Annotated in this window: 25 protein-coding genes; 8 read left to right on the top strand and 17 right to left on the bottom strand. The window is 63.8% G+C overall.

Translation table 11 applies throughout. The features are described from left to right. The first annotated feature begins 108 nt into the window (after positions 1 to 108). Positions 109 to 1,140 carry a helix-turn-helix transcriptional regulator gene (locus ACQ4W0_RS19195; protein ID WP_436578193.1) on the top strand — a complete coding sequence of 344 codons (1,032 nt, stop codon included), beginning with the start codon at positions 109 to 111 and terminating at the stop codon, positions 1,138 to 1,140. Here ACQ4W0_RS19195 and ACQ4W0_RS19190 read toward each other — a convergent pair. The 3 genes from ACQ4W0_RS19190 to ACQ4W0_RS19180 all read right to left on the bottom strand — a co-directional run bounded on the left by ACQ4W0_RS19190 (position 1,082) and on the right by ACQ4W0_RS19180 (position 5,997). After that, the gene (locus ACQ4W0_RS19190) at positions 1,082 to 4,180 is read right to left on the bottom strand and encodes an efflux RND transporter permease subunit (protein WP_436578192.1); all 3,099 of its coding nucleotides are present in this window, start codon (positions 4,178 to 4,180) and stop codon (positions 1,082 to 1,084) included. The two genes, ACQ4W0_RS19195 and ACQ4W0_RS19190, sit on opposite strands and share 59 nt — an antisense overlap. Continuing rightward, the gene (locus tag ACQ4W0_RS19185; protein ID WP_436578191.1) at positions 4,177 to 5,286 is read right to left on the bottom strand and encodes an efflux RND transporter periplasmic adaptor subunit; all 1,110 of its coding nucleotides are present in this window, start codon (positions 5,284 to 5,286) and stop codon (positions 4,177 to 4,179) included. The genes ACQ4W0_RS19190 and ACQ4W0_RS19185 overlap by 4 nt, the downstream gene beginning before the upstream one ends. 84 nt (positions 5,287 to 5,370) lie before the next feature. Next, on the bottom strand, positions 5,371 to 5,997 hold the full coding sequence (locus tag ACQ4W0_RS19180; protein WP_436578190.1) for a TetR/AcrR family transcriptional regulator: 627 nt from the start codon (positions 5,995 to 5,997) through the stop codon (positions 5,371 to 5,373). Positions 5,998 to 6,094: 97 nt separating this feature from the next. On the opposite strand from ACQ4W0_RS19180, the gene ACQ4W0_RS19175 reads away from it, so the two are divergent. Beyond that, positions 6,095 to 7,558: an efflux transporter outer membrane subunit gene (locus ACQ4W0_RS19175; protein WP_436578189.1), complete on the top strand. Its 1,464-nt coding sequence runs from the start codon at positions 6,095 to 6,097 to the stop codon at positions 7,556 to 7,558. A gap of 14 nt (positions 7,559 to 7,572) precedes the next feature. On the opposite strand, the gene ACQ4W0_RS19170 is transcribed toward ACQ4W0_RS19175, so the two are convergent. The 6 genes from ACQ4W0_RS19170 to ACQ4W0_RS19145 form a co-directional block, all read right to left on the bottom strand. Further along, complete coding sequence (locus tag ACQ4W0_RS19170) at positions 7,573 to 8,664, bottom strand: porin (protein ID WP_436578188.1); 1,092 nt, start codon at positions 8,662 to 8,664, stop codon at positions 7,573 to 7,575. A gap of 24 nt (positions 8,665 to 8,688) precedes the next feature. After that, a complete protein-coding gene (gene maiA / locus ACQ4W0_RS19165) occupies positions 8,689 to 9,333 on the bottom strand; it encodes a maleylacetoacetate isomerase (protein WP_436578187.1) in 645 nt (214 codons plus the stop codon). Beyond that, complete coding sequence (locus tag ACQ4W0_RS19160; RefSeq protein ID WP_436578186.1) at positions 9,330 to 10,691, bottom strand: MFS transporter; 1,362 nt, start codon at positions 10,689 to 10,691, stop codon at positions 9,330 to 9,332. Before ACQ4W0_RS19160 ends, maiA begins: the two co-directional genes overlap by 4 nt. Before the next feature lie 70 nt (positions 10,692 to 10,761). Then, positions 10,762 to 11,469: a fumarylacetoacetate hydrolase family protein gene (locus ACQ4W0_RS19155; RefSeq protein WP_436578185.1), complete on the bottom strand. Its 708-nt coding sequence runs from the start codon at positions 11,467 to 11,469 to the stop codon at positions 10,762 to 10,764. Between the two features lie 21 nt (positions 11,470 to 11,490). Continuing rightward, positions 11,491 to 12,543: a gentisate 1,2-dioxygenase gene (gene gtdA, locus ACQ4W0_RS19150; RefSeq protein ID WP_436578184.1), complete on the bottom strand. Its 1,053-nt coding sequence runs from the start codon at positions 12,541 to 12,543 to the stop codon at positions 11,491 to 11,493. Further along, positions 12,540 to 13,754, bottom strand: a complete 1,215-nt coding sequence (locus ACQ4W0_RS19145) for a 3-hydroxybenzoate 6-monooxygenase (protein ID WP_436578183.1) — start codon at positions 13,752 to 13,754, stop codon at positions 12,540 to 12,542. The genes gtdA and ACQ4W0_RS19145 overlap by 4 nt, the downstream gene beginning before the upstream one ends. A 149-nt stretch (positions 13,755 to 13,903) precedes the next feature. Here ACQ4W0_RS19145 and ACQ4W0_RS19140 point away from each other — a divergent pair, with 149 nt between their 5' ends. Continuing rightward, complete coding sequence (locus ACQ4W0_RS19140) at positions 13,904 to 14,824, top strand: LysR family transcriptional regulator (protein WP_436578182.1); 921 nt, start codon at positions 13,904 to 13,906, stop codon at positions 14,822 to 14,824. Between the two features lie 48 nt (positions 14,825 to 14,872). Continuing rightward, the gene (locus ACQ4W0_RS19135) at positions 14,873 to 15,328 is read left to right on the top strand and encodes a GNAT family N-acetyltransferase (protein WP_436578181.1); all 456 of its coding nucleotides are present in this window, start codon (positions 14,873 to 14,875) and stop codon (positions 15,326 to 15,328) included. On the opposite strand, the gene ACQ4W0_RS19130 is transcribed toward ACQ4W0_RS19135, so the two are convergent. Beyond that, positions 15,325 to 15,720, bottom strand: a complete 396-nt coding sequence (locus ACQ4W0_RS19130; RefSeq protein ID WP_436578394.1) for a winged helix-turn-helix transcriptional regulator — start codon at positions 15,718 to 15,720, stop codon at positions 15,325 to 15,327. The genes ACQ4W0_RS19135 and ACQ4W0_RS19130 overlap by 4 nt on opposite strands. Before the next feature lie 162 nt (positions 15,721 to 15,882). On the opposite strand from ACQ4W0_RS19130, the gene ACQ4W0_RS19125 reads away from it, so the two are divergent. From ACQ4W0_RS19125 to ACQ4W0_RS19110, 4 genes are all read left to right on the top strand, one after another. Further along, positions 15,883 to 16,455: an FMN-dependent NADH-azoreductase gene (locus ACQ4W0_RS19125; RefSeq protein WP_436578180.1), complete on the top strand. Its 573-nt coding sequence runs from the start codon at positions 15,883 to 15,885 to the stop codon at positions 16,453 to 16,455. 121 nt (positions 16,456 to 16,576) lie between these two features. Further along, positions 16,577 to 16,864, top strand: coding sequence for a putative quinol monooxygenase (locus tag ACQ4W0_RS19120; RefSeq protein ID WP_436578179.1), 288 nt, complete (start codon positions 16,577 to 16,579; stop codon positions 16,862 to 16,864). An 80-nt stretch (positions 16,865 to 16,944) separates the two neighbouring features. Beyond that, positions 16,945 to 17,511 carry a hypothetical protein gene (locus ACQ4W0_RS19115; protein WP_436578178.1) on the top strand — a complete coding sequence of 189 codons (567 nt, stop codon included), beginning with the start codon at positions 16,945 to 16,947 and terminating at the stop codon, positions 17,509 to 17,511. Beyond that, positions 17,508 to 18,242, top strand: a complete 735-nt coding sequence (locus ACQ4W0_RS19110; protein WP_436578177.1) for a hypothetical protein — start codon at positions 17,508 to 17,510, stop codon at positions 18,240 to 18,242. The genes ACQ4W0_RS19115 and ACQ4W0_RS19110 overlap by 4 nt, the downstream gene beginning before the upstream one ends. Positions 18,243 to 18,337: 95 nt before the next feature. On the opposite strand, the gene ACQ4W0_RS19105 is transcribed toward ACQ4W0_RS19110, so the two are convergent. From ACQ4W0_RS19105 to ACQ4W0_RS19075, 7 genes are all read right to left on the bottom strand, one after another. Next, positions 18,338 to 19,051 (bottom strand): hypothetical protein, encoded by a 714-nt coding sequence (locus tag ACQ4W0_RS19105; RefSeq protein WP_436578176.1) that lies wholly within the window; start codon positions 19,049 to 19,051, stop codon positions 18,338 to 18,340. A gap of 173 nt (positions 19,052 to 19,224) precedes the next feature. Further along, entirely contained in the window at positions 19,225 to 19,557 is a 333-nt protein-coding gene (locus ACQ4W0_RS19100; RefSeq protein ID WP_436578175.1) for a hypothetical protein, read from the bottom strand. A 47-nt stretch (positions 19,558 to 19,604) separates the two neighbouring features. Then, positions 19,605 to 21,146 carry a cryptochrome/photolyase family protein gene (locus ACQ4W0_RS19095; RefSeq protein WP_436578174.1) on the bottom strand — a complete coding sequence of 514 codons (1,542 nt, stop codon included), beginning with the start codon at positions 21,144 to 21,146 and terminating at the stop codon, positions 19,605 to 19,607. Between the two features lie 42 nt (positions 21,147 to 21,188). Continuing rightward, positions 21,189 to 23,648 (bottom strand): penicillin-binding protein 1A, encoded by a 2,460-nt coding sequence (locus tag ACQ4W0_RS19090; RefSeq protein WP_436578173.1) that lies wholly within the window; start codon positions 23,646 to 23,648, stop codon positions 21,189 to 21,191. Between the two features lie 74 nt (positions 23,649 to 23,722). Further along, complete coding sequence (locus tag ACQ4W0_RS19085; protein ID WP_436578172.1) at positions 23,723 to 24,118, bottom strand: hypothetical protein; 396 nt, start codon at positions 24,116 to 24,118, stop codon at positions 23,723 to 23,725. Next, the gene (gene blaOXA / locus ACQ4W0_RS19080) at positions 24,115 to 24,933 is read right to left on the bottom strand and encodes a class D beta-lactamase (RefSeq protein WP_436578171.1); all 819 of its coding nucleotides are present in this window, start codon (positions 24,931 to 24,933) and stop codon (positions 24,115 to 24,117) included. Before blaOXA ends, ACQ4W0_RS19085 begins: the two co-directional genes overlap by 4 nt. An 88-nt stretch (positions 24,934 to 25,021) precedes the next feature. Beyond that, positions 25,022 to 25,189 (bottom strand): hypothetical protein, encoded by a 168-nt coding sequence (locus tag ACQ4W0_RS19075; protein ID WP_436578170.1) that lies wholly within the window; start codon positions 25,187 to 25,189, stop codon positions 25,022 to 25,024. Positions 25,190 to 25,220 lie beyond the last annotated feature (31 nt).

The raw sequence follows: 25,220 nt of genomic DNA, 5'->3' as shown, positions 1-25,220 counted from the left end.
CGTTTTATACCCGCGAGAACAATTTTTACTTAGAGGGCACGACAAGCAACAATCTCCTACAAAGTGCTAATATTTGTGAAAAATTACTACAACAAGCAGGAGACACCCTTGCACAAACCCGACACGCGCACGGTTTCGAACCGCATCGCGCAGCAATGCGCACGCGCCATGCAAGCCGATGGACACGACCCCGCCGACTTTTTCCGCCACACGGGCATCACGCCGGGGCAGCTGGACGAGCCGGGCGGCCGCATCAACGCCGAGCGGCACCGCCGCATGACGGCCTACGCCCAGCAACTGCCGCAGCACCGGGCCATTCTCGATCTCGATGTGACGCACTGGTTCGCGCATTACTCGGGCATCGCCCACGTCTGCTTCAACCGCCCCACCCTGCGCAGCGCACTGCACGAGCTGCTGCACTTGCGGGGCCTGATCGGCGAATTCGACTTCATGCTGATGAGCGAGAATGGCACGCGCATCGAAATCGAGTACCTGTCCGAGTTCTGCCCGGCAGGGGGCGCCATGCAGGCGCTGGCCAATTTCCGCATGCTGTCGCTGGTCGCGCGCGCCTATGACAATGGCGCGGCCACCGCCTTCCACGCCGGCTTCCAGGGCAAGGCGCCGTGGTTCGCGCCCGCCATTGCCGAGTGCTTCGGCGCCGCCGCCACCTTTGGCCAGGCGCGCAACACGCTGACGTTCAACGCGCCGGCGCTGGATCGGCCCTTCGCCCAGTTCAACGCCATGCTGGCGCCGCACGCGCTGCGGCACGCGCAGGGGCAACTGCAGCAGTTGCAAGGGGCGCAGCTGTTTTCGGCCCGCGTGGAGCAAGCCATCATCGATTTGCTGGGCCAGCAGGCCGACGCGGACGGCGCCTCGCTGCTGCCGGCCCTGTGCGACGGCCTGGCGATGAACCGCTGGACCTTGCAGCGCCAGCTGCAGCAGGAACAGACCTCGTTCCGGGCGCTGGAATTGCGCGCCAAGAGCCGCGAATCGCGCCGTTTGCTGCGCGAAACGCGCATGAGCGTGGCGGAAATCAGTGACCGCCTGGGGTTTTCCTCGCAAAGCGCGTTTACCCGCTTTTTCAAGAACCAGTTCGAACTGCCGCCAGCGCGCTACCGGCAGGATGCGGCTGGCGCCTGATCCGGAACCAGATAGCATACATCGCCGGCAGAAATACCAGGGTCAGCACCGTGCCGGCAAACGTGCCGCCGATCAGGGTGTAGGCCAGCGTTCCCCAGAAGACCGAATGGGTCAGCGGAATGAAGGCCAGGATGGCCGCCAGGGCGGTAAGGATCACCGGCCTGGCGCGCTGCACGGTCGCTTCGACGACGGCATCGAAAGGCGCCAGCCCGGCCGCCTCGTTATGGTGGATCTGGCCGATCAGGATCAGCGTGTTGCGCATCAAAATGCCCGACAGTGCGATCAGGCCGACCAGCGCATTGATGCCGAACGGCTGCTGGAACAGGATCAGGGTGGGCACGACGCCGATCAAGCCCAGTGGACTGGTCAGGAAGACCATGACCATGGCCGAAATCGAGCGCACCTGCAGAATGATCATCAGCAAGGTCAACGCCAGCATGATGGGGAACAGGGGCAGCATAGCCTGCGTCGCCTTCGCCGACTCCTCGATCGAGCCGGCCTGTTCGATGCGGTAGCCGCCTGGCAGTGTATCGATGATGGACCGCAGCTGCGCCGTGATGGCGCCCGACACGTCGGGCGGCTGCATGCCCTCGGCGATGTCGCCGCGCACTGTAATCGTCGGCTGGCGGTCGCGCCGGCGCATCACCGGTTCTTCCCAGCGTACCTCGACCGTGCCCACCTGCGACAGCGCGATGCGCTCGCCGTTGGCGCCAGCCAGGGTCAGGTCGGCGATACGGGCCGGGTCCAGGCGCATGTCGCCGGCCGCGCGCGCCACCACCTGCACCGTGCGGATATCTTCACGCACGGCGGTGACGGGTACGCCACTGAGCAGGAACTGCAACTGCTGCGCCACGGTGCCTGAGCTCAGCCCCATGGCTTGCAAGCGGTCCTGCTGCAGGCTGAAATGCAGGGTGGGCGTGCGCGTGCCCCAGTCGGTATTGACGGTACGCATCATGGGACTGGCCTGCATCACGTGCTGCACCTGGCCGGCGATGGTGCGCAGCACCTCGGGGTCCGGGCCGCTGACGCGGTAGGCGACGGGAAACGGCGAATACGGGCCGAACACCAGTTGCGTGACACGCACGCGCGCCTCCGGCGCCAGGCCGGCGGCAACGGCCACGCGCAAGCGCTGCTTGAGCGTGTCGCGCGCTTGCTGGCTGTCGGTGCGTACGACGATCTTGGCAAACGAAGGATCGGGCAATTCCGGCCCCATTGCCAGGTAAAAGCGCGGCGCGCCCTGGCCAACATAGGCCGTGACGATCTTCGCCTCGGGCTGGCGCGCCAGCCAGGCCTCCACTTTCACCGCCGCGCCGCTGGTCTGCCCGATCGCGCTGCCGTAAGGCAGTTGTACTTCGATCAGCACTTCAGGACGGTCGGAGATGGGGAAAAACTGTTTCTTGACGATGGCCATGCCCAGCACGGCCAGCACGAACAGGCCGATCACGGTGGCGAACACCAGCCATTTGCTGGCGATCACGCGTCCCAGCAAACGACGAAAGCGATGGTAGCGCGGCGTGTCGTACAACGCATCATGGCCGCCGGCGACCTTTTTCAGCTCGGGCAGGAGCTTCACGCCCAGGTAAGGTGTAAACACCACAGCCACCACCCACGAGGCGATCAGGGCGATGCCGACGATCCAGAACATATTGCTGGTGTACTCGCCGGCACTGGAGCGGGCAAAGCCGTTGGGCATGAAGCCGACGGCCGTGACCAAGGTGCCCGCCAGCATGGGCGCGGCCGTATGGCTCCAGGCATACGCAGAGGCGGCAATGCGGCCGTAGCCCTCCTCCATCTTGACCACCATCATCTCGATGGCGATGATGGCGTCGTCCACCAGCAGGCCCAGTCCCAGGATCAGGGAACCGAGGGTGATGCGGTCGAAATTCTTGCCTGTCGCGGCCATCACGATGAACACGACGGCAAGGGTCAGCGGCACGGCGGCGGCAACGACGATGCCGACGCGCCAGCCCATGCTGACAAAACACACCAGCATCACCACCAGCAGCGCGGCGAGGAACTTGAGCATGAATTCATCCACGGCCGCGCCGATATTGACAGCTTGGTCGGTGACCTTGGCCAGGCTCATACCCAGCGGCATTTCAGTGCCGATGGCCGTCACTTCCCGCTCCAGCGCCTTGCCCAGGTCCAGGCCATTCCAGCCATCGCGCATGACCACGCCCAGCAGCAGCGCCGGCTCGCCGCCATTGCGCACCATGAAGCTGGCCGGGTCCTCGTGGCCGCGACGCACGGTGGCGATATCGGACAGGGCCAGCGTGCGGCCCTGCGCCACCACCGGCGTGTCGCGGATCTTTTGCAGCGCGTCGAGCGCGCCGTCGAGACGGATGAACACTTGCGGCCCCCGCGTCTGGACCGAACCGGCTGGCGTGAGTGCATTCTGGCCGTGCAGCGCCGCAAACACGTCCTGTGCCCTGACGCCCAAGGTGGCCAGGCGCTCCTGAGAAAACTCGACATAGATGCGTTCGGCCTGCTCGCCGATGATATTGACCTTCTTCACGCCCGGCACGTGCAGCAGGCGCTGGCGCAAGGTTTCAGCCTCGCGCACCAGCAGGCGCTGCGGCTCGCCCCGCGCCTTGAGCGCAAACAGGGCAAAGGTGACGTCCGCGTATTCGTCGTTGATCATGGGACCGATGACGCCGGACGGCAGGTTGGCAGCCTCGTCGCCAGCCTTCTTGCGCGCCTGGTAGAACTCGGCCTGCACCTGGTCGGGCGGCGTGCTGTCGAGCAGGGTCAGGGTAGTGAACGCCAGGCCGGGCGTGGTATAGGTTTCGGCGCGCTCGTACCAACGCAGCTCCTGCAGGCGCTTTTCGATCTTTTCGGCCACCTGGTCCTGCATTTCGCGCGCGCTGGCGCCTGGCCAGGCGGTGACGATGGTCATCACCTTGACCGTGAAGGCCGGGTCTTCCGCCCGTCCCAGCTTGAAGAAGGACAAGAGGCCGGCCAGCGATATCAGGCAGATCAGGAACAGCGTGACGGAACGCTCGCGCACGGCCAGCGCCGACAGGTTGAAGCCCCCGCTCATGGCCGCGCTCCCGCGCCCGCTTGCTCAAGTGCGACCTGCTCGCCGTCGCGCAGCAGGTGAGCGCCCAGCGCGACGATGAGTTCGCCGCTTTTGAGCTGGCCGCTGACGTCGGCGCTGTCATCGTGCAGGCGGCGCACTTTGACGGGCCGCCAGGCCAGCCGCGCCGGCTCGCCCTGAATCAGCCACACGCCCGGCCCCTTGCCCCCGTCGTGCAGGGCCGCGAGCGGTACCCGTACGGCATCGCCGGCATCGGCGCTACCGGCAATGCGCACCGTGACGGTGGCGCCCAGTGGCGCGCCCGACAGCGCTGCATCGAGCACATAGCGTGCCTCGAAGGTGCGCGTTTGCCGGTCCGCATTCTGCGACAGCTGCCGCAGCGTGGCCGGCACGCTGGCGCCCGGCCTGCCAAATAGCGTGGCCTGGGCGGCCGAACCAAGCGCAGGGCGCAAGGTTTCCGGCAGCTGGATCGCCGCTTCGCGCCGCCCGTCATGGGCCAGGCGCACCGCCGGCTGCCCGGCAGCGAGTACCTGGCCCGGTTCGGCCAGCGTATCCGTCACGATGCCATCGGCATCGGCCACCAGCACTGCGTAGCGCAGCGCATTGCGCGCCACTTCGGCCTGGGCCTCGGCTGCCTTGAGCTGGGCAGCCGCGGCGTCGGCCAGCGCCCTGACCTGGTCGTAGGCTGATGCCGAGATGGCGCCGGTGCCGCGCAAGTCGCGGTAGCGCGCCTCCTCGTCGGCCGTCTGGCGCGCGCGGGCGCGCTCGGCCGTGACCGCGTCCTGGCGTGCCTGAGCCAGCAGTTGCAAGTCCTGCGCATCCAGGCGCATCAAGGCTTGGCCGCGCCGCACCGCCTGGCCAGCATCGACCAGGCGCTCCTGCAACTTGCCGGCGACCCGAAAACCCAGTTCGCTTTGCACGCGTGGCGCGACGACGCCGGTAAAGCTACGCGCACCCGACTCGGCACCCTGCACCGTTACGGCGCGCACCAGCGGCATGGCGGTACGCGGATCGGCTTGCGCCTTCTCGCCGCAGGCGGTCAGGCCCAGGGACAAGGCCAGGGGCAAGGCGGAGATGACAGCAGATGAGGCAAGACGGCGCCAGCGCATAAGAATCCCATGAACGAATTGAACAGGGTTCTCATTCTGGTACTAGTGACCAAATAAGTCAACAGTCACAAACCGGCGTTGTGACTAGGGTGACAAGCTGCGCAACACCAGACTGGACAATTGTGCCGGCGCCGTCTCGCTCGTCTCCAGGCTGTGCTGCAGCAGCAAGGGATTGATGTAGGGGCGCATCACCAGGTAGATCGCGCTGGCTGTTTCGTCGAGCGGCGTCTTGCGCTCGAAGTCGCCCGTCTTGCGGCCCTGCTGCAAGATATCCTGCAGCAGGGCGCCCATGGCCAGCTCATAGGCCTGCACCGTCGGCCAGCGCCCGGTGGCGGCCGAGGCGGCGATGTCGTACAGCTTACGGTCCTGGAAGAACAGCCGCAGGCTGGCCTCGACGCTGGCCTTGAACATGCGCCGCAGCTTCTCTGGCGGCTGGCCGGCGGCATCCACCGCTGCCCTGACCTCGGTTTCGATCTGGCGCAGGCAGTTGCCGCAGATATGTTCGCCGATAGCTTGCTTGGACTCGAAGAACTTGTAGATATACGCCTTGGAAAAGCCGATGGCCTTGGCCAGGTCGGACACGGTGGTCTTTTCGTAGCCATACAGGCTGAAATATTCGGTGGCGGCGACGACGATCTGCTCGCGCACGTCATGGCCGGCCGGGCCGCGCGCGGGCGACGGCATTGTTGGATGCAGTGTGGTGTGGTTCATGGCAACAGCTTAACGCGCCACGCCAAAATGCACAATAAGTGACCAATGTGTATTATAGTCACTCATTATTCCCATTTTGACGAACAGGACGATCCCTATGCCCATCCCGCCCCTTCTGCGCCTACCCCTCATGCTGCTTGCCGCCGGTCTGGCCGCCGGCTGCACCGCCGGTGCCGATTACCACCGGCCCGCACTGCCGCAAGCGGCGCAGTATCTGCACCAGTCGGCAGTCGGCTTGCGCCAGGACGCCGATACAGCCGAACTGCAGCAGTGGTGGACGGCGTTTGGCGATCCGTACCTGACCCGCTTGGTGACGCTGGCACTGGCGCAAAACCTCGACCTGGCGCAGGCTGCTGCCAGGGTGCAGCAGGCGCGCGCAGTGCTTGGCGCGGCCGACACCGCCTTGCTGCCCTCGGTCAATCTCGATGGCCAGACCGCGCGCGCCTATCAATCGGTGCAGACGCCGCTGGGCAAGGTGCTCAATGCCGCGCCGGGGTTTGCGCGCGCCGGCAGCGCGCATGAAGTCAACCTGGAAGCGTCGTGGGAAATCGACCTGTTCGGCGGCCTGCGCCGCGAACGCGAAGCGGCGCGCGCCGACTACGAGGCAACGGCAGCGGGATGGGCGGCAGCGCGGCTGGCCGTGGCGGCACAGACGGCCGACTTGTACCTGACCATTCAGGGCCTGCAAACGCGGCGAGATCTGGCACGCAAGCAGGTCGACACCCAGGCAGCGGCGCTGGACATCGCGGTGCTGTTGTACGGCAAGGGGCTGGTGAACGAGCCGACGCTGCGGCAAGCCGAGGCGGCACTGTCGCAGGCACGCGCGGCCATTCCGGGCCTGGAAACGGCGCGCGAAGTGGCACTGCATGCGCTCGACGTGATGCTGGGCGCGGCGCCCGGCACCCATGGCCACGAACTGCCCGCCAGCGGCATCATCGCGGTCGCGCCACGCATCACGGCCGGCGGTACGCCAGGCGACCTGCTGCGGCGCCGGCCCGACCTGATCGTGGCCGAGCGGCGCCTGGCCGCAGCGAGCGCGCGCACCGGCGCGCAAGTGGCCGAATATTATCCCAAACTGAGCCTGGGCGCCCTGCTCGGCAGCACCACCGCCGGCGGCTCCCTGTTTGCCAGCGGGTCCGGCCAGGCCGCGGGCGTACTCGGCATGCGCTGGCGCCTGTTCGATTTCGGCCGCATCGCTGCACAGATCGACGCCGCCCGGGGCCAGGAAGCCGAGTTACTGGCGGCCTACCGGCTGGCCGTGCTGCATGCCACGGAAGACGTGGAGAATGCCTGTTCGGCACTGCTCGGATACGAACAGCAGGCAGGCCTGCTGGCGCAAAGCGTCGATGCGCTGGAGCGTGCGCGTGCCTCTGCACTGGCGGTCTTTCACAAAGGAGCGATCAGCCGCCACGATGTGCTGCAGGCCGACGCCCAGCTGTTGCGGGCCGAGGATGCGCGCGCGCAGGCGCAAACGGCCGCCGCACGCGCAGCGGTCGCCACCTACAAGGCGCTGGGCGGCGGCTGGCAGGCGCCTGCGCCTGCGGCCCTTGCTGCACGGTAAAGCTGGGACAGCACTCAGAAAAAGTGGCGCATCCCCGCCATCACGCCATTCTGCGTGCGGCCCGCGCCCACGGTGCCGCCTGCGTCCAGCGCCACGGCGGCAGCGCCATCGTTATCCATGCGGCCGATGGCGCTGTAGATGGCCGTGCGCTTGGACAGGTGATAGGTCAGGCGCACGGTGGCCAGGGTGGAATCGTTCGGACTGTCCTTGACGGCCAGCCTGGCGATTTGCCCATCCAGCACCAGCGCGGGCGCGACCGGCCAGGCGGCGCCCACATACAGCAATTGCGAGTCGACGGGACCGGTGGCGGCGCGGATGGTGCGGTCGATGATGCCGCCGCCGATTTTCAGTTGATCAACCATGACATAGGCGCTGGCGATCACGCGGCGGTCGAAGTTGCGGCTCGACGTCAGGCCGTTGGCCGCGCCTGCGTTGCCATACATGATGTCGTATGAGGCCGTGGCACCATGGCGGCCCGTGTCGTAGCCCAGCAAGGCGGTGATTTGGCGGCAAGCCTTCGCATTGCCCGCCACTTCGCCTGCACAGCCAGTGGCCGCCGGACCGCCCGCTGCAGAGGCATCGCGCCCCAGGCTGTAGGTGGCGCCCACCGTCACGTCGGAAAACGTGCCCAGGTAGCCGATGGCGTTGTCGCTGCGCGCATTCGGCAGGTACAGATCGAGGCTGCTGATGGAAAACAGGGCCGGCCCCATGATGTCGGATTTTTGCGTGGCCCAGAACGACATATTCATTTGCCGCCCCAGCATCACGCTGCCATAACGGCCCTTCAAGCCCACGTACGACTGGCGGCCGAACAGGCGCCCGCCCTGCCCCGCGATGCCCGTGTCGACGCCGAAGCCCGATTCCAGCGCGAAGATCGCTTGCAAGCCGCCGCCCAGGTCTTCCACGCCCTTGAAACCGAAGCGCGATGGCAATGAACCCGTCAGGGTAGGCACTTTGACCATGCTGTCGCCGGCCGCATTGACATTGCTTGTGTAAGCCACGGAGCTGTCGAGCACTCCGTACAGGGTGACGCTGCTTTGCGCGTGGGCGATGCTGCAGGCGCACGTGCCCAGCAGCGCCATGGTGATGGCGTTGATTTTTCTCATGCTTGTCTCCGTTTTTTGTGGTTTTTATTCTGCGTCTGGCTGTGTATCGGGGTGCGCTTGCTGAAACGCCGGCAGCGCCTCGCAGTGCGCGACGATGCGCAGGATCGTGGGATACGGCGCTAGGTCGCACTGGAAGCGCCGCGCGTTGTAGACCTGCGGCACCAGGCAGCAATCGGCCAGGGTCGGCGTATCGCCATGGCAGAACAGGCCAGTGTGCACGCTGCTCGCCAGTTCGGCTTCCAGCGCGGCCAGGCCCAGATGGGTCCAGTTCTGGTACCACGCGTTCTTCTGCTCTTGCGACAGCGCCAGAGGCCCCGTCAGGTAATTGAGGACGCGCAGGTTGTTCAACGGATGGATGTCACAGGCGCAGACCATGGCCAGCTGGCGCACGCGGACGCGGCCGGGCGCGTCGGCCGGCAGCAGTTTGTGCCCTGTTTGCGTCTCGTCCAGGTATTCGATGATGGCCAAGGATTGCGTCAGCACGGCGCCGCCGTCCTCCAGCACGGGCAGCAGCTGCTGCGGGTTCAGGCTGGAAAACGCCGGCGTGAACTGCTCGCCGCCATTGCGGCTCAGGTGCACATAGGCCGTGTCGGCGGGGAGGTGTTTCAGGTTCAGCGCGATGCGCACGCGGTAGGACGCGGAGCTGCGGTAATAGCCATGCAGTTTCATACGGTGCTTTCTTTCAGGGTGACAGGAACGGTGGCAGAACTGCTGCGGGCGCGCATCAGGCGCCCCATGGCCAGCAGCGCCAGGGATGCCAGCACGGCCGGGATGGCCAGCAAAAAGAAGATGGTTTCGTTATCGAGTTTCAAGGTCAGCATCAGGCCGCCGGCCATGGAACCGAGCACGGAACCGCTGCGGCCCACGGCGGCGGCCCAGCTGACACCCGTGGCGCGGCTCGACGTGGGGTAGAAGGCGGCAGCCAGCGCATTGGCGCCCACTTGCGAGCCGCTGACGCCGAAGCCCACGCCGAAGACGGCCAGCACCAGCAAGGCCAGACTGCTGCCCGACAGGGCCACGACGACGATGCAGCCGGCGGCCGCCAGGTAGGCGATGCTCAGCACCTTATGCGGACTGTAGCGGTCCATCCAGCGGCCCAGCAGAATCGCGCCCACCGTGCCGCCCACCTGGAACATCATCGTCACCAGCGAAGCGTTCGACAGGGACAGGCCATTGCCATTCAACAGCGTCGGCATCCAGCTCGAGAGCAGGTAAATGATCAATAAACTCATGAAAAACGTCGACCACAACAGCAAGGTTCCGCCGATCACGCCGGGACGGAACAGTTCGGCCATGGGCGAGCCGGCGAGTTTTTTATCGCTGACCACCAGGCGCGGCAAGGTGGCCAAGGCGGGCGCGATGCGGCGCACGATGTTGGGCACCTGGCTGCCATCGCGCCCCTTGAGCACCAGCCAGCGCAAGGATTCGGGCAGCGCCAGCAGCAACACGGGCACGAGCAGCAGCGGCAAGGCGCCGCCCAGCATCAGCACGCCGCGCCAGCCGATCAGGTGCAGCAGCTGCGCCGAGGCCAGGCCGCCCAGCGCGGAACCGATGGTAAAGCCGCAAAACATCATGGTCACGAGGCCGGAACGGCGCTGCTGCGGACAGTATTCGGACGTCATGGTCACCGATGTCGGCATGGCGCCGCCCAGGCCCAGCCCCGTGAGGAAGCGCAACACCAGCAGCATCGTCAGATCCGTCGACCAGGCCGACAGCAGGCTGGCCGCACCAAAGAAGGCGACGGACACGATCAGCACGGGCCGGCGGCCGTAGCGGTCGGCCAGGGGGCCGAACAGGAACGATCCGGCCATCAGGCCAAACAGCCCGGCGCCGAACAGGGGCGCCAGCGCGGCCGGCGTCAAGCCCCATTCGGCGCGGATGGCGGGCGCAATGAAGCCGATCGATGCCGTGTCGAAGCCGTCGATGGCCACGATCAAAAAGCATAGCCAGAGGATCAGCTTCTGGTAGCGGGAAAACGGGTGCTGGTCGAGGAAGTGCTGGACGTCGGTGCCGGACTGGGTAGTCATGAGGGTCTCCATTATTATGCGTGATGGTGCTGTCGGGCTGCGCGATCTGTGCCGCGCTGGCCCGTGATGGTTATTGCACGGCGACGGTGATCGGCGTCAAGCCGGCGATGCGCGCGTCCATGGTCTGGCCGGCGGTGACGGCGCCCACGCCTTCGGGCGTGCCCGTCATGATGATGTCGCCCGGCTGCAGCTCGAACAGGGTCGAGAGATTGACGATAACTTCGTTGACGGACCAGATCAAATGCGTGAGGTCGCTCGTCTGCACGACCTTGCCGTCCACTTCCAGCACGATGGCGCCCGTGGTGATTTCACCGCTGTCGGCCATCGGCGTGAGCTCGCCGATGGGCGCCGAATAGTCGAAGGCCTTGCCGATTTCCCATGGGCGGCCCTGTTCGCGCATGCGCATCTGCAGGTCGCGCCGCGTCATGTCCAGGCCCACGCCGTAGCCGAAGATGTGCGTAGCCGCATCGGCCAGTGCGATATTGCTGCCGCCCTTGCCGATGGCGACCACCAGTTCGATCTCGTGGTGGTAGTTCGACGTCTGCGCCGGATACGGCACCGTGCCCGTCACGCCGGGCGGCACGGGCACGACGGATTGGTCATCGTTCGGTTTGCAAAAGAAGAATGGCGGTTCGCGGTCGGGGTCAAAACCCATTTCGCGCGCATGGGCGGCGTAGTTGCGGCCCACGCAGTAGATGCGGCGCACGGGAAACTGTGCGTCGGTGCCGAGGATGGGCAGGCCGGCGATGGCTTGGGGTTCAAAAATGAAATGGGTCATGGCGAAATCCTGTCAAAAAAATCAATCGGTCAAAAACTGCTCGCGCAGCACGCCCATGGCTTGCTGCACGGGGCGGTCGGAAAAACTGAACAGCACGACATCGTCTTGCGGGCAGTCGAAGGCCGCGCTGGCCCACGACGGCACGACGAAGGTGTCGCGCGGGGCAAACTCGAAGCGCTGGCCGCCGATATCCACGCTGCCATGCCCCTCGACCACGCTGTAGACGGTGCCGTCGGTGCTGCGCGCGCGCTTACCCTTGAAACCTTTGGGCAGCAGCTGCATGAAGGTAGCCATGGTGGGCATGGGCGAGCCGCCCGTCAGCGGGTTCGTATAACGCAGCTTGTAGCCGTGCCAGTCGTCGATGGCGTCCGTGCGCGACAGCAGGTCCAGCGCCTCGCGCGAACGGGCGTACGGGTAGTTGAAGATGGGCGAGGTGGCGCCCTCGTGCAGCTGCTTCACGGGCGCCATGTTGTAACCGTAGCGGGCGAAGCTCTGGCCTTCCGGGCGGCTGACCACCTGGCTGTCTTGCGTATCGTTTTCCGCGAAACCGGAATCGAAATAGCGCAGCATGGGAATATCGAGGCCATCGAGCCACACGACAGGTTCGCAGACACCGTCCACGCCCAGGTTTCCATGGTCATGCCAGGTCCACGAGGGCGTGATGATGAAGTCGCCCGGGTGCATGGTGGTGCGCTCGCCCGCCACCGTCGTGTAGGCGCCCTGCCCTTCGATCACAAAGCGCAGCGCGGACTGGCTGTGGCGGTGCGAGGGTGCCACTTCGCCGGGCAAGATCAGCTGCAAGCCCGCGTACAGCGATTGCGTGATGGAGGAGCGGCCGGGCAAGGCCGGGTTTTCCAGCACGAGGACGCGGCGCACGGCTTCGTGGGCCGTGATCACTTCGCCAGCGCGCGCCAGCTGGGGCGCGATATCGGCATAGCGCCACAGGGCGGGAGCATACGGCGCCGTCGGATGGGGCGGCACCAGCGTGTGCAAGGATTGCCACAGCGGCGACAGATGCATGCCGCTCAGCGCTTCATACAGGGCCTCGCGTTCGGGCGTTTGATGGGAAGTCATGCTGCGTCCTTGTCGGTGGTGGCCAGGCAGGTTTGCGCGGTCCAGCCATACAGCCAGGCTAGCGCCTCATAGAATTGCGCGGGCGTGCGCCCCCGCCACAGGTCGTTGCGCACCAGGCGTTCGACGCCTTTGGCGTGGTACAAACGGCCCATTTCGCGCGCCGACAGCACGACCCTGGCCGTGCGGGCGATGCGCGAGCGCTGATACAGCGCAAAGGCGGCGGCCATGTCGAAATCGCAGGCGCGCACGGCCTCGCCCAGGGTCACGGCGTCCTCCAGCGCCATGCAGGCGCCCTGCGCCAGGTATTGCAGCATCGGGTGGGCCGCATCGCCCAGCAAAGTCACGCGCTTCGTGCTCCAGTTGGCGACGGGGTCGCGGTCGGCCGTGCTCCAGCGTTTCCACGACGTGGGCTTGTGCAGCAACTGGCGCGGCTGCGCGTGGATGCCATCGAAGTAGGACAGCACTTCTTCCTTGCTGCCGTCCGTGACGTTCCATTCCTCCTGGTCGCGGCTGTGGAAGGTCACCACCAGGTTGTATTGCTCGCCATTGCGCAGCGGGTAGTGCACGAGGTGGCAGTTCGGACCGGCCCAGACGACGGGCGCATTCCAGCGCAAGTCGGCCGGCATGTCGGCGGCCGGCACCACGGCGCGGTACACCACGTGGCCGGAGACGCGCACCGCATCGCCCACGATGCGCTCGCGGATCACGGACTTGACGCCATCGCAGCCGATCAGCACATCGGCGCGAAAGCTGCGCCCTGCCGCATCGACCACGGTGACACCGTCCGCATCTTCCACGACGTCCGTCACCTGCGACGACGTCACAAAAGTAATCAGCGGCGCGGTGCGCACGGCGTCGAGGATGGCGCCGTGGATATCGGCCCGGTGGATGACGGCGTAGGGGTTGCTGAAGCGCTCACGGAAGGCCGCGTCGACGACAAAGGTGCCCACTTCGGCGGCATCGACGGCGTCCATCATCACCAGGCGTTCCGTGAACACGGCCTTGTCACGCGTGCGTTCTCCCACACCCAAGGCATCGAGCGCGGCGAAGGCGTTGGGCGCCAGCTGGATTCCGGCGCCGATCTCGCCCAGGGTCGATGCCTGTTCCAGCACGGTGACGGCCAGCCCCAGGCGCGACAGGGACAGGGCGGTGGCCATGCCGCCGATGCCGCCGCCAACGATCAGCACCGACGGTTTGTGGTTAGCTTCCATTTCTTTCCTCCAATTGATCTGTGTGCTTGCGCGATGCACGTTTGCCGTGCTCTTGGTATGGCAAGCAGTGTGCCGACAGGTCAATATTTGGTAAAGCGATGGAATACAATAACAACAATCACGTTTTTAAATAATGGTGGAATCCTCTTATGTCGCGCTTCGATATCGAACTGCTGTTCATCTTTGACGAGATCTATAAAAGCCGCAATGTGACGCGCGCGGCGGAAAACCTGGGTTTGCCGCAATCGACGGTCAGCATCGGCCTGGGCAAGCTGCGCACGCATTTCGGCGACCGCCTGTTCGCGCGCACCTCGAAAGGCATGGAGCCGACGCCGCGCGCGCAGAACGCCGTGCAGGATGTGCGCGCGGCGATCGCCGCCTGGCAGCATGCGCTGGCCGACCAGCCCGTGTTCGACCCGGCCGCCAGCACGCGCGAATTTGCCATCTGCATGACGGACATCAGTGAAATCGTGCTGCTGCCCACCCTGCTCAACCATTTGCAGCAGATCGGCCCCGGCATCACCCTGGACGTGTCGAAGATCGCCACCGACACGCCGGCGCGCCTGGAAGGGGGCGAAGTGGACCTGGCCGTGGGCTTCATGCCGCACCTGGAATCGGGGTTTTATCAGCAGAAACTGTTCGACCAGCATTTTGTCTGCCTGGTGGCGCAGGCGCACCCTCGCATCCGCGACACGATTACTGTGGAAGAGTTCCTGCGGGAGGGGCATATCGAAGTAAAAAGCTCGGGCACGGGCCACTCCATCGTGGACAAGGTGCTGGCGGCAGCCGGCGTGCAGCGGCGCATCGTGCTGAAACTGCCCAGCTTCCTGGGCGTGTCGCGCATCGTCGCCGAAACCGAGTACATCGTCACGGTACCGTACCGCTACGCGCTGCACATGCAGGACCATGAAGCGTTCCGCATCCTGCCCCTGCCCGTGGCGCTGCCCAGCTTTTCAGTCAAGCAGCATTGGCACGAGCGCTACCATGAAGATGCATCAAACCGCTGGCTGCGCCAGACCATGGCGCAGTTGTTTGGGGCTGGCGACGCGACAACGTTGCCTATTGAGTAATTTCTCTCCATACTGGCAGGCCTTGTCCTTACATTCCATTGCTTGAACATGCTCATCAGCCTGCGCCCCGTCACCGCCGACAATGTTGACATCATCAGCGAACTGCCTTTGCTGCCACAGCAACGCGACTATCTGGCCAGCAACGACTATTCCATCGCGCAAGCGAGTTTCCATCCGGCCATCCTGCATACACGCGCCGCGTATGGCGATGAGGAGGTGATCGGTTTCCTGATGTTCGTCTCGCCCGATGACGAAGATCCGCCCGGCCACTACCAGATCTGGCGCTTCATGATCGATCACCGGCGTCAGGGACAGGGTCATGGCAGGGTTGCCCTCGCCCTGGCGCTGGCGGAAATCCGCGCCCGCCCGGACGCGCGCAGCATTGAAATTTGCTACAAGCCCGGTAATGCCAACGCGAAACAGTTCTATGCCAGCATGGGTTTCGTGGAAAAAGGCTTGGACACGGATGGCAATGACATGCTGGCCGTGATCGAACTAAGCTAGCTGTCTGGCGCTGCGCCCGCACCGGCCCTGGCATCAAACGCCAGCCGCGCCGCATCGATGGCGTCGCGGTGGCCGTAGGCCCAGACACCCAGCGCGCTGATGGGGATCAACAGCGAGCGGCCCAGGTCCGTCAAGGCGTAATCGACGCGTGGCGGCACGGTGGGAAACACCGTGCGCGTGACGAGACCATCGCGCTCCAGGCCGCGCAGGGTCAAGGTCAGCATGCGCTGCGAGATGCCGCCGATCAGGCGGCGCATCTCGTTGAAGCGCTTGGTGCCATTGCCCAGCAACATCACCACCATCACACTCCATTTGTCGCCCACGCGCGTGAGAATATCCGTGATCGGGCGGCACGAGTCCGCCACGCCCGCATGGCCGCCCTCGTCGCGCATGCGCCGCTCCAGGGCCGCCCCTTGCGCGGCGGCATCGCCAATAGTCACATCTGTGTGCCCCACTGTGGAAAAAGTGCCTTCTTGTGCGTTCATTTGATAGTCACTATATTTACCTCGGTTACAAAAGCATACCACCCGATCATACCATCCAAGAAGGCTCACATGAACATCCTGCATATCGATTCCAGCATCCTCGGCGAGTATTCCGTCAGCCGCCAGTTGTCCGCCGCCATCGTCGCCCGCCTGCAAGCGGCCTCGCCCGGCGCCACCGTCCACTACCGCGACCTGGCCGCCCAGCCCTTGCCGCAATTCACTGCCGCCCCCAGCGCCACCGAGGGCGAAGCACTGTCCGCTGCGCTGGAGCAAGTGCTGGCCGCCGACGTCATCGTCATCGGTGCGCCCATGTACAACTTCGCCATCCCCAGCCAGCTCAAATCGTGGCTCGACGCGCTGGCCGTACCCGGCAAGACGTTCCAATATGGCGCCAACGGCCCGGAAGGCTTGCTGGGAGCCAAGCGCGTGATCATCGCATCGACGCGCGGCGGCTATTACGGCGCCGACACGCCGATGGCCGCCCTGGAGCACCAGGAAAGCCATCTGCGCGCCTTCCTTGGTTTCCTCGGCATCACGCAGCTCGAGATCGTGCGCGCCGAAGGCGTCAAGGTCAGCGACGAAGCCAGGGCGCAGGCATTGACGAGCGCCTTCGAGCAGATCGGGGCGCTGCAGGCGGCGTAGATTTACCTTGATTATCTGGCTGCGGCAGAAACTGTTTTGGTGCAGCCAGGCTGGGCATGGCAGGCAAGAAAGGGCAAGATGCGCTAAGCTGCATCCGCCCCAACACTCTATAAGGACCACCATGACCCTGATCGTCGTCGCCACCATCGATGCCCTAGCTGACCATATCGACGCCGTGCGCGCCGCCCTGGAAGCCGTCGTACCGCCCAGCCGCGCCGAAAGCGGCTGCCTGCGCTACGAGCTGCACCTGGACAACAAAATTCCCACCCGCTTCATCATGCTGGAAGAATGGACCGACAAGGCCGCGCTGACGGCGCATGACACGACGCCCCACTTCAAGGCGCTGGTGGCCGCCGTGGGCGACAAAGTCGTCAAGATCGACGTGGCGGAGTTGAGCAAGCTGAAGTAACGCGCTCGGACGCGTGCAATCGCGCGTTCCCCAAAGAAAGTTGTCACTTATAATATGGCAACTTTTTTTATGGCGCCATCATGACACCCTTTTCCTGGATACACGGCGCCCTTGCGGCGGCCGCCTTCACCGTTTGCGCCGGCGCCGCCGCGCAAGCGCCCATGCCCAAGCTGATGGGCGAGTACAATCTGCTCTCGTCGACGACCGTGCCGCCCAGCACCTGGGGCTATTCCAAGGCCCATGTTTCAATCAAGCAGCTCGATGACCATCACCTGTTGATCCTGCTCGCCTGCGAATGGAAACGCGAGCCGAAGGCCGTCTGCGGCGACTATTTTTATGCCCAGTGGCGCGACGATGGCCTGTATCTGCAGGATATGAACACCTTCGCCATGCGCCTGTACTTCGATCCCGCGTCACACAAGCTCACCATCATTTCGCGCGGCGCCGACGCCAAGCAGAGCGTGCGACACGAAGTGTTCAGCGCCACGACGGCGCCACTCGTCGATACCGCCCTCGTGCGGCGCATGAAGCGCGAGCAATCGAATGCCGACAGCAAGGAAAACCGGCGCGTGTTCGGGCCCTACACCAAGTGGGACTACCGGGAAAACCGCATCGAATTCCAGCGTCAAGACTTGACGGCACCATGATGTCGCACCCGACCCAAACCATGCGGCGCCAGCTGCTGCGCCTCGCCGGCGCCCTGCTGTGCTCGCCCGTGCTCGCGCGCGCGACCGACGGCGGCCTGCCCCACGCCGTGCGCCAGCGCATCCTGTCCACGCTCGACGCGCCGCTGCCCAAGGTGCTTAATGTGCAGCACCTGGCGCTGATACGGCGTTTCAACATCGGCTGGTCACCCGTGGAAAGCGGCGCGCCCATGCTCAATCCGGCGTACCCGCTGGGCAAGGGCGATACCCTGGCGCTGGCCATGCAAGCCATCGCCAGCAAGGATGCGGCGCTGGCCGCGCAGCGCCTGATGGAAGCGTCGCAAATGCTGCCCCACTTCGTGCAGATGGCCGACCTGAAACCGGGCAGCTATGCCAACGGCAAGGCGCCCTTCACATTGACTGCCAGGCATGTGTCACTGCTGCGGCAACAATCGTGGATGCCGCAGGAAATGCTGGCCATGGGCGCGGAAGATTACCTGGCCGAAGGCTACTGGCCCACCCCGTCCGTCGACGGCAAGCGCCCGTACGGCGACTTCACGAACTACCCGGTGGAAATGGCGCAAGCGCTGGGCCTGCCCGTGCGCAAGCAAGCGGACGGCAGTCTGGCCATCGCGCCCAAGCTGCAGGCGGAAATGAAAATGCTGCACCGGCAAACCATGCCAGCGCTGCAAGTATTCGTGCAGCAGGCGGGCTTGCGGCGTAATACGGTATAGACCACAGTGGCCGGGGCTGGCCCTTCATGCCGGCGGTGGATCATCGGCATGATCAGCTATACAAGAGTGCCCATCTGAATGCCGGGCAATGCTCACTAGCCGCACGCATCCAGATCTGTATTCAAAAAACTGAATACGCCATTGGCTTTTTTTATCAGCCGAACCATTTCGGCCCAGCTCACCACCGCACCGCCAGATTTTTTCCTTCTATGCGATTTACTATCCGCTACACCCGCACCCATTTCCTTGACTTCGCAAAGAAGGATTTGCGATACCATGCCTCGCCCTGACTGCAGGTCCAGCCACTCTCCACCAAATTGTCTTGCAGCGTCAGCATCAAATGGAAGTGGCACCAAACCGCTGGGAACGTAATATCCCTCCTGCAATTTACACATCAACTTTTCAAGTTCCCCATAAGTCAATGCCTGCTTCAAGGACGCATCAATTTCTTTCGCATTCTGCGCACTTCTATTGTTCAAAAACACAAGATACTCGCGACCCAGCTTGTATGGATAAGCTTCCAAGAGTACGAAAAACTGCACATTAACTTCATGGCGGCCTTTCAATGCATGCATCACTTTTGCTTGGTATACGAATCCACAGGGTTTATCGTCACCCTTCTCATTGTTCGACACTGTCATCACGGACATGATCCTCACCTTCGCGATCAGGGATGACTGCTTGACCACTTGACCTAACGCAATATAGTTGGTTTCCGATCCTACTTGAATCAGTTCTTGCGCATGAGAATCACAGCAGCAAGCGAGAAAATAGACAAATAAAAAGCGTTTTATAGATTCAAGATACATTCTTCCTCCGCGAACTTATGTCATTTTCGTAGCTAGTAGTTGGCTGCACAATACATTGCGCTCTATTACTTTCTAAAGGTAGCGCCATCTTGCTCGCATCATCAATTAATCTTTGTTAATCTATTTTTTGATTTGAAAATGTAATAACTCCAATGACGACAGGATTTAATAAATTAGCCAGCCTCCGCATCACTCATCATCCTTGATTTCAGCAATCCCCGCATCAACTGCTTGTTCTGAGACGAAGTTAGATAAACGGTATAAGAATGCCCCACCTCCAATCCATCCATGAAACCAAATATCAAAACAGGTCCAGCCACCTTGCCTTTGATTCCCCTTTGAAGCTTAGCCTCGTAAACGACTCCGCAATTGATCGAGGCATTTACGCGCTGCGACCTTTGAAGTATCTCCATGTCATAAACTGCATCGGCAAGCGCAAAAGAAATTTTTTCGTTCGCCGCAATGACCGATCTTGCCTCCACGCCAGAAGCAAGAAAAAATGGCATTAAAATAATACTTTCGCGATTCTTTTAAATACCATCATTTCCCCTTGTTACAGGGAATCGAGCCTGGCCAGCATCGTAGCGGCCTGCTGCCGGAAATCCGCAATCGCCGCCGCGTCCATTTTATCCAGCTGGCGGTACGCCATGCCGATGCGGGGATTGCGCTCCAGTGTGTCCGCGTTGCGATGGAAAAAATCCCAGTACAGGGCATTGAAGGGGCAGGCACGCTCGCCGATGCGCGCTTTCTTGTCGTAATGGCAGCCTTTGCAATAATCTCCCATGCGGTCGATATACGCTGCGCTGGAAACATAGGGTTTGGTGGCCAGCAGGCCGCCGTCGGCGAACTGGCTCATGCCTACGGTATTGGGCAACTCCACCCATTCGAAGGCATCGATATAGATGCCCAGGTACCAGCCATGCACTCTGGCGGGATCCAGGCCGGCCAGCAGTGCGAAATTGCCGATCACCATCAGGCGCTGGATGTGATGCGCGTGCGCCTGCTCCAGTGACTGGGTGATCGCCTGCGACAGGCAATGCATCTTCGTCTTGCCATCCCAAAACCATGAAGGCAGCGGACGCGTGTGGCCAAAGAAATTCTTCTCCGCATAGCCGGGCATGTGAGCCCAATAAACACCGCGCACATATTCGCGCCAGCCCAATATCTGGCGGATGAAACCCTCGACCGCGGCCAAGGGAGCATGGCCGGCGTGATACGCCGCCTGCGCCCTGGCGACGACTTCGCGCGGAGCCAGCATCTTGACGTTCAGCGCAAACGACAGCAGGGAATGAAACAAGCGCCATGCCTTGCTGCTCATCGCATCCTGGAAATCGCCAAAATGCGGCAAGGCCCGCTCGATGAAGGCATCGAGCTGCTGCAGTGCCTCATCCCGGTTCAGCGCCCACGGCAGCCGGTCGGCATGCGGCGCGCCGAAGCTTTTCACGCCGGCAGCGACGATGGACTCCCATAACTGCCGATGATCGTGCACGGTGCGCGGGTCTTGCGGCTCGGCGGGTGTGCCGCGCCAGGGCTTGCGGTTATCGTGATCGAAGTTCCATTGGCCGCCAACGGGCTTCTTCGCGTCTTCCATCAGCACCTGATGCTTGCTGCGCATCTGACGGTAGAAAAACTCCATCAGCCATTGCTTGCGTCCGGCAAAAATATCGGCTGCCTCGTTGCGGACCGTATAAAAATGGTCGCTGTCGACCATCAGCCAGGGGATGGCCGAGCGTCGACTAGCCTGGTAGAGCTGCTGGTCCAGGCGCCACTCATCGGGTGCCTGGTATTCGAAGGCGCCGGCGCCATAACGGACAAGCAGCGCTTCGATATTCTCCGGTATCGACTGCGTGCTTTCCACGTCGTCGATGGCGATGTAATGCACGGTGTGGCCGAGCTGGCGCAGCTGGCGCGCCAGCTCGCGCATGGCAGCGAAGATCGCCAGGATTTTCTGCGCATGATGCAGCACATAATCCGTTTCCTGCCGCACCTCCATCAAAACATAGATGGTGGCGTCATCGACTTCGGTAAACCAGCGGTGCTGGGCATTGAGCTGGTCGCCGAGTATCAGGCGCAACGTGGGCTTGCGTGAGGTCATGATTATTCTTTGCAATGGTTGAACTCGCCTTAGAGGCGGCGCTTATCCTTGCGGCGCCGGCGCCGGCACCGGCTGCGGCACGGGAGCTGGCGCGGGAGCAGGCTCCGGCACCGCCTTGCCATGCGTTTCCTGCTCGCCGTCGGCCGGCACGGCCAGCGGCGCGGGCGGTGCGCCTTCCTGCAGCAAATCGCCCGGCTCTTCCACCGGTTCGTCCTGTGGCTCCTCGACCGGCTCCACGTGGCGTAGCGGCGGTGGCGGCTTGCCGCCGGGGAAGATGGCATCACGCGACAGCTTGCCCGTGTCCAGCGCAGTCTTGAAGAAATCGCCCACCACCAGTACGGCGTTGTGGCCGCCCTGGCCCCAGTAATTGCTGCGCATGGTGACGCGGGCGTCGTTGAAGCCCACCCAGGCGCCGCCCACCAGTTCCGGGTGCATCAAAATAAACCAGCCGTCCGCATTGTTTTGCGTGGTGCCGCTCTTGCCGGCCACGTCGGAACGGATGCCGAAGCGGCTGCGGATGGCCGTGCCCGTGCCACGATCGATGACGCCGCGCATCATGTCCGTCAGGGTGGCGGCAGATGCCGCCTGCATGGCGCGCTGGGGCTTGTCTTCGCCGAAGCGGGCGATGACCTTGCCTTCGCGGTCGGTGATGTGCGTGACGACGAATGGCAGGCGCGCCTCGCCCTGGGCCGCGATGCTGGCGTAGGCGTTGACCATTTCCAGCAGGGTAACGGGACTGGTGCCCAGCGCCAGCGACGGCACTTTCTCCAGCTTGCTGTCACGGATGCCCAGCGCGCGCGCCAGCTTGATGATCGGCGGCAAGCCCACGTCTTGCATCACTTGCGCCGTGATGGTGTTTTTCGAGTACACGAGGCCATCGCGCATGGTCATGTCGCGGCCCGTGGTGCCGCTCATGTCCGTCGGGCGCCATATCGTGCCGTCGGACGCCTTGATATCCATCACGGCATCGCGGTAGACGTGTTCGGGGCTTAGCCCCTTTTCCAGCGCCGCGCCATACACGATGGGCTTGAAGGTGGAGCCGGGCTGGCGCGCCGCCTGCGAGACATGGTCGAACTGTTCGCGCGCAAAGTCGCGGCTGCCCACCCAGGCGCGCACGGCGCCCGTGGCCGGGTCCATGGCCGCGAAGCCTGCTTCCAGGCGCGTCTTCGACTTGCGCAGGGCCGCGATGAAGGCGCGGTCGCCCTTCAGCTGCGCCAGCGCTGCCTCGGGGGTGCCGCCGGCGGCCGTCAGCTTGCGGTAGTCGGCCGACTCGCGCACGAAGGCGTCCAGCAAGGCCGGATGCGATTTCCAGAAATAATCGAACGGCGCGCTGCCGCCCTGCATGCCCGCGTACATGCCCGTCGAGGTGGACGACGGCACGCCGGCGCGGCTCCATTCCACGTCGGCGATCGCCTGCAAGGCATTGGCCTGACGCTCGACGGCGCGCTCTGCCGCCTGCTGCAAATCGTGGTCCAGCGTGGTGTGCACCACCAGCGCGTCCAGTTCCAGGTTGTAATCATTCTCGTCGGCCCAGTCGATCAGCCATTTGCGCACATAGGCCGTGAAATGGCTATCCGACTGCGCGCGCTCGCTCTGGCGCTCGAAATGCAGGCGCAGCGGACGCTTGATCAACTGCCTGTAGCGCGCCTCATCGATGACGTCATGCTTGCGCATCTGGCCCAGCACCACGTTGCGTCGCTGCAGCGAGCGTTCCGGGTTGCCGACGGGGTTGTAGTAATTCGTGCCCTTGAGCATGCCCACCAGCGTGGCGCTTTCCAGGATATCGAGGCGCGACGCGGACTTGTCGAAGTAGGTACGGGCCGCCATCTCAATGCCGTAAGTGTTGTACAGGAAAGGCACCGTGTTCAAATACGCTTCCAGGATTTCCGTCTTGCTGTAGGTGGCCTCGATCTTCAGGGCCGTGATCAGCTCCTTCAGCTTGCGGTTCAGGTTGCGCGAGCGGCCAATTTCCTCTGGGAACATATTGCGCGCCAGCTGCTGCGTGATGGTGGAGCCGCCCTGGGGATTGCCCCCGGCCGTGTGCAAGATGGCGCCGGCCGTGCGCGTGAAGTCGATGCCGTGGTGTTCGTAGAAACGGTGGTCTTCCGTCGAGATCAAGGCGCTGATCACGTTCGGCGAAATCTGCTTTAACGAGACCCGTTCCTGCAAGCCCTGGTCGAAGCGGGCCAGTTCCTTGCCATCGGCACTGACCATGGTGCTCGGCGCGGCGGCCCGCGCCTGGCGCAAGTCGTGGATGCTGGGCGTCAAGGGAATCAGCAGCAGCATGTATAAAATCACCAGCGCCAGCAAGGCCAGGAACGACCACAGGCCCAGCACCAGCGCGCGCCGCTCGGGCGGCAAGGTCATCAAGTGCGCATGGCCGCGCCGGTACAGCGCCACCGCCTTTGCCCACGCCACGCCCGCTACGCGAACGACCAGCGTGCGCGCCTGCGCCAGCGCCTGTCGTGCTTTTTCCTGAAACTGCTCCATGCCTGATGCCATGCTTGTAACCTTGTCTGATGCCGGATGATCCGTTTCAGCAAGTATATAGGGCGGGCAAGCAAGCGGGCTGGATTTTACGCCAGGCAAGCATCGAGCCGTGCCAGGGTGACGCCGACATACGCTCCCACGCAGCGCGCATCGCGCGTGTGGAACGCGTCTTCCACTTGCAGCAAGCCACAGTCGCAGATGACGGGGTCAAGCTGGGTCACGACGCCCAGCGCCAGGTAGCGCCAGCCATCGAGGCGCAGCAAGCCTTGCTCCCGCCCCGGATTGGCGCGGAAGATGGCGTCCCAGTCGTCCATCTCGCTGGACACAGGCCACAGTTCCGCCTGGAACTGCGTGCCGGCGGCCAGTTGCGCGCCACCAAACTCGTCCATCACGTGCAGGCGCTGGCCGCCCACCTCGATGATGGCTTCCAGGTACTCTCCCTCGGAAGCGATGAAGGTGGCGGCGACGATGCTGGCCGTCACTTCTGCGCCGGCTCCAGCAGGGCCGGCAATTCTTTCAGCATCGCCTCGCGCGTGCGCAGGCCCGCCGATGGCAGGCCTTTCTGCTCGTCCTGCACCAGGCGCGCAAACACGATGCTGCGCTCGCCCTTGCTGGCCCAGCCCACGAACCAGCCATAGCCATGCGCTTCGTCAAAGCTGCCGTCGGCCTTGCGCGGGAAGGCCGCGCCCGTCTTGCCATGGACCTGCCAGCCATCCACGTCCGCCAGGCGCGTCAGGCGATGCGTTTCCTGCATCGCCTGCTTGCTCACGGGAAGCTGATAATTGACCAGTTTGCGCAAGAAGCCCAGTTGTTCCAGCGGAGATATCTTCAGCGAAGAACTGATCCACGAGCGCTCCAGGCTATTGTTCTTGCCCGGGTCACCCGAGACGTCCGCATTGCCATAGCGCAAATCCTTGGCGTATTTCCGGAAGCGCTCGGCGCCCAGCGCCTGCGTGATCTGCTGCGAATACCAGACCACGGAATACTGCATCCAGCGCGACGGGTCCGTATCCTGGCGCCAGGCATCGCCGCCCCAGTCCACATAGCCCTGGCGGTATGGCAGGGTCGGCTTGTGCTCATCCTTGAGGAAGCCGGCGTCGTAGCCCATCAGGCTGAGCGCGATCTTGAACGTGGATGCGGGGGTGACGCGGTCGATGCAATTACCCTCTTGCAACAAGACGGCGCCCGTTTTGGCGTCGGCCATGGCGGTGCAGATGGTGGCGGCCTGGGCCTGCGAGGCGGCCAGAGTGCCGCCTGTCAAGCCGAGGATGAACTGGAAGAATGCGCGATATTTCATGGGCCTCCGGGGCTGGGGGAGAGTAGGAAAGGCGAAATTGTACCGGGCAGCGCGGCGCGATGCCAGTCACGATACATCCGCTTGCACCTTAGCGGCCGCCCGGCGTGCCCGGCTGGCGTTCCCGCTTCAAATGCTCTTCTTCCAGCTCGTCCATGCCCAGCTTTTCCTCGTCGATCAGCGCATGTTCGCGCCGTTCGCGCTCCAGTTCCTCTTCCAGGCTGCCTTCGCCAGGCTCCTGCGCGATTTTCTCCGGCATGCTGTCTTCCTCCAGTGTCGAATACTGAAAA

The organism is Janthinobacterium breve, assembly GCF_051380895.1.
Classification (GTDB): Bacteria; Pseudomonadota; Gammaproteobacteria; order Burkholderiales; family Burkholderiaceae_D; genus Janthinobacterium.
Note: the sequence above shows the minus strand (reverse complement) of the source record. Positions and strands in the feature narration are given on the sequence as shown.